Origin of the sequence: Phenylobacterium sp., assembly GCF_030654915.1 — a bacterium.
Lineage (GTDB): Bacteria > Pseudomonadota > Alphaproteobacteria > Caulobacterales > Caulobacteraceae > Phenylobacterium.
Map to the genome: position 1 here is coordinate 1 of NZ_JAURWM010000032.1, position 7,535 is coordinate 7,535.

General features: G+C 66.9%; 11 protein-coding genes. 5 read left to right on the forward strand and 6 right to left on the reverse strand.

Annotation, left to right across the window (positions count from 1 at the left end):
- The 3 genes from Q7T84_RS01110 to Q7T84_RS01120 all read right to left on the reverse strand — a co-directional run.
- On the reverse strand, positions 1-642 hold a 642-nt coding region (locus Q7T84_RS01110; protein ID WP_304805722.1), incomplete at its 3' end, for a xanthine dehydrogenase family protein subunit M.
- Positions 639-1,145: a 2Fe-2S iron-sulfur cluster-binding protein gene (locus tag Q7T84_RS01115; protein WP_304805723.1), complete on the reverse strand. Its 507-nt coding sequence runs from the start codon at positions 1,143-1,145 to the stop codon at positions 639-641. The genes Q7T84_RS01110 and Q7T84_RS01115, both read right to left, overlap by 4 nt.
- Positions 1,146-1,241: 96 nt before the next feature.
- A complete protein-coding gene (locus Q7T84_RS01120; protein ID WP_304805733.1) occupies positions 1,242-1,517 on the reverse strand; it encodes a BolA family transcriptional regulator in 276 nt (91 codons plus the stop codon).
- 53 nt (positions 1,518-1,570) lie between these two features.
- Between Q7T84_RS01120 and Q7T84_RS01125 the strand changes: the two genes are divergently transcribed.
- Complete coding sequence (locus Q7T84_RS01125; protein ID WP_304805724.1) at positions 1,571-2,224, forward strand: J domain-containing protein; 654 nt, start codon at positions 1,571-1,573, stop codon at positions 2,222-2,224.
- A 4-nt stretch (positions 2,225-2,228) separates the two neighbouring features.
- On the opposite strand, the gene Q7T84_RS01130 is transcribed toward Q7T84_RS01125, so the two are convergent.
- The gene (locus Q7T84_RS01130; RefSeq protein WP_304805725.1) at positions 2,229-2,867 is read right to left on the reverse strand and encodes a 1-acyl-sn-glycerol-3-phosphate acyltransferase; all 639 of its coding nucleotides are present in this window, start codon (positions 2,865-2,867) and stop codon (positions 2,229-2,231) included.
- Complete coding sequence (locus tag Q7T84_RS01135; protein ID WP_304805726.1) at positions 2,867-3,865, reverse strand: phosphatidate cytidylyltransferase; 999 nt, start codon at positions 3,863-3,865, stop codon at positions 2,867-2,869. Before Q7T84_RS01135 ends, Q7T84_RS01130 begins: the two co-directional genes overlap by 1 nt.
- Positions 3,866-3,965: 100 nt before the next feature.
- Between Q7T84_RS01135 and Q7T84_RS01140 the strand changes: the two genes are divergently transcribed.
- On the forward strand, positions 3,966-4,364 hold the full coding sequence (locus Q7T84_RS01140) for a hypothetical protein (protein ID WP_304805727.1): 399 nt from the start codon (positions 3,966-3,968) through the stop codon (positions 4,362-4,364).
- Positions 4,361-5,032, forward strand: coding sequence for a CDP-alcohol phosphatidyltransferase family protein (locus Q7T84_RS01145; protein WP_304805728.1), 672 nt, complete (start codon positions 4,361-4,363; stop codon positions 5,030-5,032). Before Q7T84_RS01140 ends, Q7T84_RS01145 begins: the two co-directional genes overlap by 4 nt.
- Here Q7T84_RS01145 and Q7T84_RS01150 read toward each other — a convergent pair.
- Positions 5,029-5,898, reverse strand: coding sequence for a TauD/TfdA family dioxygenase (locus Q7T84_RS01150; RefSeq protein WP_304805729.1), 870 nt, complete (start codon positions 5,896-5,898; stop codon positions 5,029-5,031). The genes Q7T84_RS01145 and Q7T84_RS01150 overlap by 4 nt on opposite strands.
- Positions 5,899-6,066: 168 nt before the next feature.
- Here Q7T84_RS01150 and Q7T84_RS01155 point away from each other — a divergent pair, with 168 nt between their 5' ends.
- On the forward strand, positions 6,067-7,056 hold the full coding sequence (locus tag Q7T84_RS01155) for an AraC family transcriptional regulator (protein ID WP_304805730.1): 990 nt from the start codon (positions 6,067-6,069) through the stop codon (positions 7,054-7,056).
- Between the two features lie 84 nt (positions 7,057-7,140).
- Positions 7,141-7,535: AAA family ATPase (locus Q7T84_RS01160; protein WP_304805731.1), on the forward strand; the 395-nt coding region annotated here is incomplete at its 3' end.

Sequence of the window (7,535 nt, forward strand, 5' to 3'; positions counted from 1 at the left end):
GGTGATCAATTCGCCGGGCGCCAGATCGGACTCCACCTGTGGGGTGTCGCCAGGCAGGCGATGCAGATCCTGAACCGCCAGGGTCCGCGAGGCGCCGCTGGGCGTCAGGGTCTCGATGCTCGCGCCCAGCGCGGTCAGGGCCACGGCCATGTCCGAGGGATGGCTGGCGATGCAGGCCTTGCTGGCGCCGAAGATGGCGTCATGAGCGCCGTGCACCCCCTCCAGGGCGCTGCAACCCGAGCCCGGCTGGCGCTTATTGCAGGGCTTGGTGGTGTCGTAGAAATAGGCGCAGCGGGTCCGCTGGAGCAGGTTTCCCGCCGTCGTCGCCTTGTTGCGAAGCTGGCCCGAGGCGCCAGAGACCAGGGCGCGGACCAGCACCGGATACATCTCGCGCATCCGCGGATGGGCGGCGAGCTTGCTGTTGACCATGGCTCCGCCGACCCGCAGGCCGCCGTTCACCTCCTCGACGCCCGCGAAGGGCAACCGGCCGACATCGACCAGATGGGTCGGCCGTTCGATGTCGAGCTTCATCAGGTCCAGCAGGTTGGTGCCGCCGGCGAGGAACTTGGCGCCGGGATTCTCGGCCACCGCCTTGACCGCCGACAGGGCGTCGGCGGCGCGTTCGTAGGTGAAGGGCCTCATGCGGCGTCTCCCGCCACGCTGCGGATCGCGGCGACGATCTGGGGATAGGCCGAGCAGCGGCAGATGTTGCCGCTCATCCGCTCGCGGATCTCGGCCTCGGTCAGGTCGACCACCGCGGCGACGTCCTCCATCACCTGGCTTGGCCAGCCGTCGGCGGCCTCCTGCAGCATGCCGACAGCCGAGCAGATCTGGCCCGGCGTGCAGTAGCCGCATTGGAAGGCGTCGTTTTCCAGGAAGGCCTGCTGGACCGGGTGCAGGTTTTCAGCCGTGCCCAGTCCCTCGATAGTCGTGACCTGGTCGCCGTCGTGCATGGCCAACAGCGAAAGGCAGGAATTGATCCGCGCGCCGTTCACCAGCACCGTGCAGGCGCCGCACTGGCCGTGATCGCAGCCCTTCTTCGAACCAATCAGCCCGAGATGCTCGCGCAGGGCGTCCAACAATGTTGTGCGCGAATCGACGTCGAGCGTCCGCGCCTGTCCGTTAACCGTGATCGTCGTCTTCAAAATCTCGCCTCCCCAGGCGTGAGCGCTCACACACTTGTTGTTCAGTCAAAAGTGAAACGCGCGCTCAACTCGTCCGATCCGCTGTGTTGTAGCTTCCTAGCTATCTTCGCCGGGCGCCAGCGCCTTGATGGACAGCGCGTGGACCGGTCCGGCGAGTTCGTCGGAAAGCGCCTTGTAAATCAATCTCTGACGCGCCACTTTGGACGCTCCAGCGAAGGCTTGCGCTTCAATCAATACGTTGAAATGGCTTTCTCCCCCCGGTGTCGCGCCCGCGTGACCGGCATGCCGGTCAGAGTCGTCCTGGATCTCCAGGCGGGTGGGCGAGAACACCGCAGTGAGCTTGTCGTGGATGGTCTCAAATATGGCGCCCATCGGCTTCATGTTCAATTCTAGAAAAGCGAACTCAGGACCCTCATAATCAGGCCATGGCCGGTGCGTTTCAATACAAGCCTAAGTTCGTCGATATCCGGGTGCGTCCCCCCTCCTCCGATGAGGGGAAGCAATCCGACGACGTCTATGCGCTAAAGCCCGGGGAACGGGCCTGCGACAATCCGGGGTGCCGGACGGCGGCGACGGCGCGTGCGCCGAAATCCCGCGACATGCTGAATGAGCACTACTGGTTCTGCCAGCCGCACGCGGCGGAATATAACAAGCAGTGGAACTTCTTCGCCGGCATGAGCGAGGGCGAGGTGCGTCAGCGCCAGGCCCAGAGCGCGTCCGGCGATCGTCCGACCTGGCAATTCAAGGCCAGCAAGTTCTCGCGCGAAGCCGCGGCGGCGGCGCATGGCTTCGGCAAGGGCGAGGGTTATAGCGACCCGTTCAGCCTGTTCGGCGGCGGCCAACGTCCCAAGCCGAGCCCGGAAGCCCCCAACGTTCGGCGGATCGGCAAGATCGAACGCAACGCCCTGGCCGACCAGGACCTGGACGAGAACGCCGATGGTCCCGCCATCCGCGCCCGCTACCTGGAACTGGTGAAGCGCTGCCACCCCGACTCAAACGGTGGCGACCGCTCGGCCGAGAACAAGCTGCAGCGCGCGATCAAGGCCTACAAGTCTCTGAAGAAGGCGAAGATGGCCTAAGCGCCTACGCCCAGCGTTGGGGCGGGGCCTTGGCGTGAAGGTCCTCCAACCGCTGGCGTAGCTCGGCCATGAACGCCGCCCGGTCGCCCTGCCAATGTAGCGGCTCGCCGACCAGCACCGTGCAGTTCATCGGCACCGGCACGATGCCGCCCTTGGGCAGCACCCGGCCCGCGCCCTGCAGCCAGATCGGAATGACCGGCGCCTCAGGGACGTCGGCGGCCAGGCGGGCGACGCCGCTCTTCAGGTCCGACATCGCCTCGCCGTCCCCGCGCGTGCCCTCGGGGAAGATCAACACGATATCGCCGGCCTTCAGCGCCTCGCGGACCGGGGCCAGCACGTCGACGCCGGTGCCGGCCTTGTCGCGCGCCACCGGCACGATCCCGATGATCTTGTTGGAAAACCAGCTGATCAGCCCGCCGCGCAGGAAATAGTCCGCCGCCGCCGCCGGCCGCACCCGGTCCAGCCCGCGCGACGGATAGAGGGTCAGCATCAGGATGGTGTCGACATGGCTGGCATGGTTGGCGACCAGGATCGCGGGCCCCTTCAACGGCAACCGCTCGCGCCCGACGATGTCGGCGCCGGTGAAGATGCGAGCGATCGGACGGGCGATCAGCACCAGGACGAGACGGCGGAACCAGAGCATCAGAAGTGACCCAGGGCGAAGTAGGCCAGGATGTGGAAATAGAGCGGCGCGGTGAAGGTCAGGCTGTCGGCGCGATCCAGCAGCCCGCCGTGACCGGGAATGAGCGCGCTGGTGTCCTTGACGCCGATGTCACGCTTGATGGCGCTCATGGTCACGTCGCCGGCGAAGCCCGCCACTGGCAGGAAAATCGCCAAGACCGCCAGCCCGATCCCGCTGAGCGGCGTGAACACCGGTCCCATGAACCAGATCAGCAAGCCCGTGGTGAGCCAGCCGCCCAGGAAGCCTTCCCAGGTCTTGTTGGGGCTGACCTTGGGCACGATCTTGCGGCGCCCAAGCAGCTTGCCCCAGATGTACTGCGCCACGTCATTGGCCTCGGTCGCCACCAGCAGGAAGAATACCAGGCCCGCCGCCCCGGCCGGCAGCGTCTCGCTCGCCGGAGTCCGCATCAGGAAGGCGATGTAGCCGAGGTTGTAGACGCAAGTGACGATGGCCCAGTGGAAGGTCGCCGTGGTCGCCAGGAAGGCCCGCGTCTGGCCGATACAGGCCATCAGGAACGGGATGATCAGGAACACATAGGTCGGGATGAACACCCGATAGAGGCCGTAGTCGTCGATGACGATGAAGAGGTAGTTGATCAGCATGGCCACGAAGGCGGCCAGCACGATCAGGCGGTCCTCACGGCGCACAGGGGCCAGCGACAGGAATTCCCGCAGCGCGATGAACGAGATCACCAGGAACAGGGCGGTGACCGCCTGCCAGCCAATCAGCAAGGCTCCGGCCAACAGGGCGATCATCACCCACCAGGACGATATCCGCTGACGCAGGTTGGTGAAATCTCCCGCCGGCTTCAGCATCGGCAGCAGGGCGGTGACCGCGACCGCGAGGGTCAGGACCGCGAGCACGCCGCCCAAGCCCCACAGCAGGGCGGGTGATTGCCCCGCGAAAAAGGCTGTGATCGCATCCATGCCGACATGTCCCCGCTCGACCGCCACGGGCATGGTGAGCCGAACTCCCCCTCGCCGCGCGTCTTGACCCTAGCGTGTATGACAGCAAGGGTCCCATCCTTAGCAAGAGGGGCCGGATTTCCGGCGCAAGCATTTGAGCTCGAGCCTTCGGACTTTCGCCGGATCGAGCGTGGCCCATATCGGCTTCGCCTTCCTGGCCATGGGCGGTTGGGCTCTGTTCGCCAACAGTGGGCATGGCTTGGCCGCCGCCTGGTTGCCGGCCCTGTCGCAGGGCGTGCTCTCAGGCCTGATCACCCTCGTGCTCAAGAGGGCGCTGGAAGCGATGAGCGGCCGGTTTCCTGGCGTGCTCAACTACGCGCTGCCGCCGACGATCACCGCGGGAGCGGTGCTGCTCCTGCTGGTCAGCGTCCACAAGCTGATCGGCACGCCCGAGATCTTGCGCACCATCGCCGTGCCGTGGTCGGTGTCGACTCTCTACGCCATCATCTATTCCGCCACGCTCGCGCGCGGCCAAGCCAAGGCCGCCCGATGACCGATCTCACCCCGGAAAACCGCCGGCCGCTGAAGACGCGCGGCGCCTCCTGGGCCCAGGGCCTGGCCTCTGGCCTCGCCCGCGCCGGCCTGAGCCCTGACGCCATTTCCGCCGGCAGCGTTATGTTCGCCATCCTCGGCTGCGCGCTGTTCGTGATGGCGGGTAGCGCCGTCGGCCTGGCGCGCGGCGGCCTGCTGATCGGGGCTGGCGTGTGCATCCAGCTGCGACTGGTCTGCAACCTGCTCGACGGCATGGTCGCGGTAGAACACGGCAAGGGCGGCCCGGCCGGCCCGATCTGGAACGAGCTGCCCGACCGCATCGCCGACGCGCTGTTCCTGGTCGGCGCCGGATATTGCGCCGCCGCGTCGGGCCTGGCTCTGGGCGTCCCGCTCGGCTGGGCGGCCGCGGTGCTGGCGGTGATGACCGCCTATGTCCGCGAACTGGGCCGGGGCCTGGGCTTCCCAGCCGATTTTTCCGGCCCGATGGCCAAGCCGCACCGAATGGCGGCGCTGACCGCCACCTGCGCGGTGGCCGCCTTCGAGCCGCTCTGGGGCTGGCATGGCCAGGCCCTGATCGTTGGTCTAGCGATCATTGTGCTGGGCACGATCTGGACGGCGGCGCGCCGGACCCGGACCCTGGCGGCCCGGCTCGCGGCAGGCGTCGTCTAGACTGGGGCGTCCCCCGCCACGGTCGTCCGGTGCATGACGCGAAGGTGGCCGTCATAGCCGCCCTCGGCCAGGTGAACGGTGCAGCGGTTGTCCCACATCAGCAGCATCCCGGCCCGCCACTTGTGGCGATAGATGAACTCTTCCTGGGTCATGTGGGCGAACAGGAAGCCGAGGATCGCGTGACTTTCCTTCAGGGACATACCCTCGATCCCCACCGTATAGGTCGGGCTGACGAACAGCGCCTTGCGGCCGGTGACGGGATGGGTGCGCACCAAGGGGTGGCTCAGCGTCTTGTCGGCTTCCGAGGAGACGATGATCTCCATGGTGCGCTTCTCGGTCTCGCGGGCGAAGACGCCCTGGGTTCCATAGGCGCGCGTCGCTGAGTGGATCGCCCTGAGCGGCGCGAGCACCGCCTTCATGGCGTCCGACAGCGCGTCATAGGCCCGCGAGCAGTCGGCGAAGAGCGTGTCGCCGCCGACCGGGGGCGTCACTTCCGAGCGCAGCAAGGTCGCGGCCGGCGGCTCCTTCTGGAAGCTCCAGTCCGAGTGCCAGCCTGCGCCGAAATTGGTCGCCTTCTCGTCTGGCTCGCGGCGCAGCTCCAGCACATTGGGGCGCCCAGGCATCGGTGCGATGAACGGATCGACGCCGAACGCCCCGATCTGCTGGGTGAAGGCTTCCAGCGCGTCCAGCGACAGGGGTTGGTTCGGGAACGCCACCACCGAATGCGAAGCCCAGGCGGCCTTCACCTCGGCCAGGATTTCCGGGCTCAGCGGCTTGGAGAGGTCGAGGCCGGCGACCTCGGCGCCAAAGCCGGTCGCTTGGGGCGTGACGGAGATGCTGCGCGCGCCGACGAGAGCCTGGTCCATATGGTTCCTCCGTGGGTCGAGCCAGCCTATTCACCGCTCGATCTTTGAGACGACCTTAACGCCCTGCGCTTGATCCGGCGCGCCGAACATTTGACTTCGCGCGCCACAAGACTTGGCTCGGTGTGACGCCTGGTCTCTATTCACAGGATGCGCGAAACCTCGACGATCATGGCGGGCTGGGTCAACGCCGCCCTCGACGGCCTGGTCGCGCAAGGCCTGGACCGCCAGGCCCTGACCCATGACCTGCGGGGCTTCGACGGTGGATCCGCGGCGCGAGATTCCCGCGTCGATGTCGCCTCGGTGCGCCGGCTATGGCGCCGGGCGGCGTCGCTCAGCACCGATCCCCTGCTCGGCTTCAGGGTCGGAGCCGGCCTGCCAATCCAGGCCAGCAACGTCATCACGATCCTGATGGCCCATAGCGCCACCGTGGGGGCCGGCCTCGACATGCTGCTGCGTTATCAGCAGCTGGTCAGCAACAGCGGCGGCTATCGGGCGACACGTGAAGGCGAAACGCTTCGCCTGACCTATGTACCGACGCGCGATCCCGTTGAAGTCCATCGGCTACAGGTCGAGTCCGTGCTCGCGACCCTGAGCGCAAGCCGCCCGGCGGCGAGCGGGACCGGCGTGCGCCCGGAGCGCGTGATCCTGATGAACGGCGCGCCTGCCCCGCGCGAGACCTATGAAGCCTTCCTCAAGCTACCGGTCGGTTTCGGAACCAACGCCGGGCTGGTGTTCGCCCTCGCCGACCTTGAGCATCCGGTGCCCGGCGCCGATCCCCGGCTGCTGGAACTGAACGCCGCCTATGCCGAGGGCCTGCTGCGCGACCAGAACCGCAGCGAGACCCTCTGTACGCAGGTCCAGGCGGTGATCCACCGCACGGGGTTTCGCACCGCCAGCGCGCCAGCCGCGGCGGCCGAGCTTGGCCTGTCCGTTCGCAGCCTGCAGCGGCGCCTGAACGAAGCGGGAGTCAGCTTCTCGGTTCTGCGTGACGAGGCCCGAATGCGCGAGGCCATGATCCTGCTCACCGAATCTCGCCTGTCGCTGGCGGAACTGGCGCTGCGCCTGGGCTATTCGGAGGAAAGCGCCTTTTCCCGCGCGGTTAAGGCATGGTGGGGCGCAGGTCCCAGGGAACTGCGGCGCGGCTCGGAAACCGCCTGACGTCGCGGCGCCCTCGCAACAGCCCCGCCAAGCATGCAAACTGGCGTTTGCATTGCGTCCGTAACCCTGTAATCGAAGCCCGCCATGACTTCTTTCGCCAATACCCAAGACGACAAGCTGATCGCTCTGGTTCCGGACAAGAAGGTGTCGGTCCGCGACACGTTCGGAGTCGATGTGGACATGACCGTGCCCGCCTTCAGCGAGCGCGACGCCCACGTGCCGGACATCGATCTCGCCTATAAGTTCGACCCGGAAACCACCCGGGCGATCTGCGCAGGCTTCGCGTTCGACCGCCGCGTGATGGTCCAAGGCTATCACGGCACGGGCAAGTCGACCCACATCGAGCAGATCGCCGCGCGCCTGAACTGGCCGCTGATCCGCGTGAACCTCGACAGCCATGTCAGCCGGATCGATCTGGTCGGCAAGGACGCCATCGTCCTGAAGGACGGCAAGCAGGTCACCGAGTTCCGCGAAGGCAT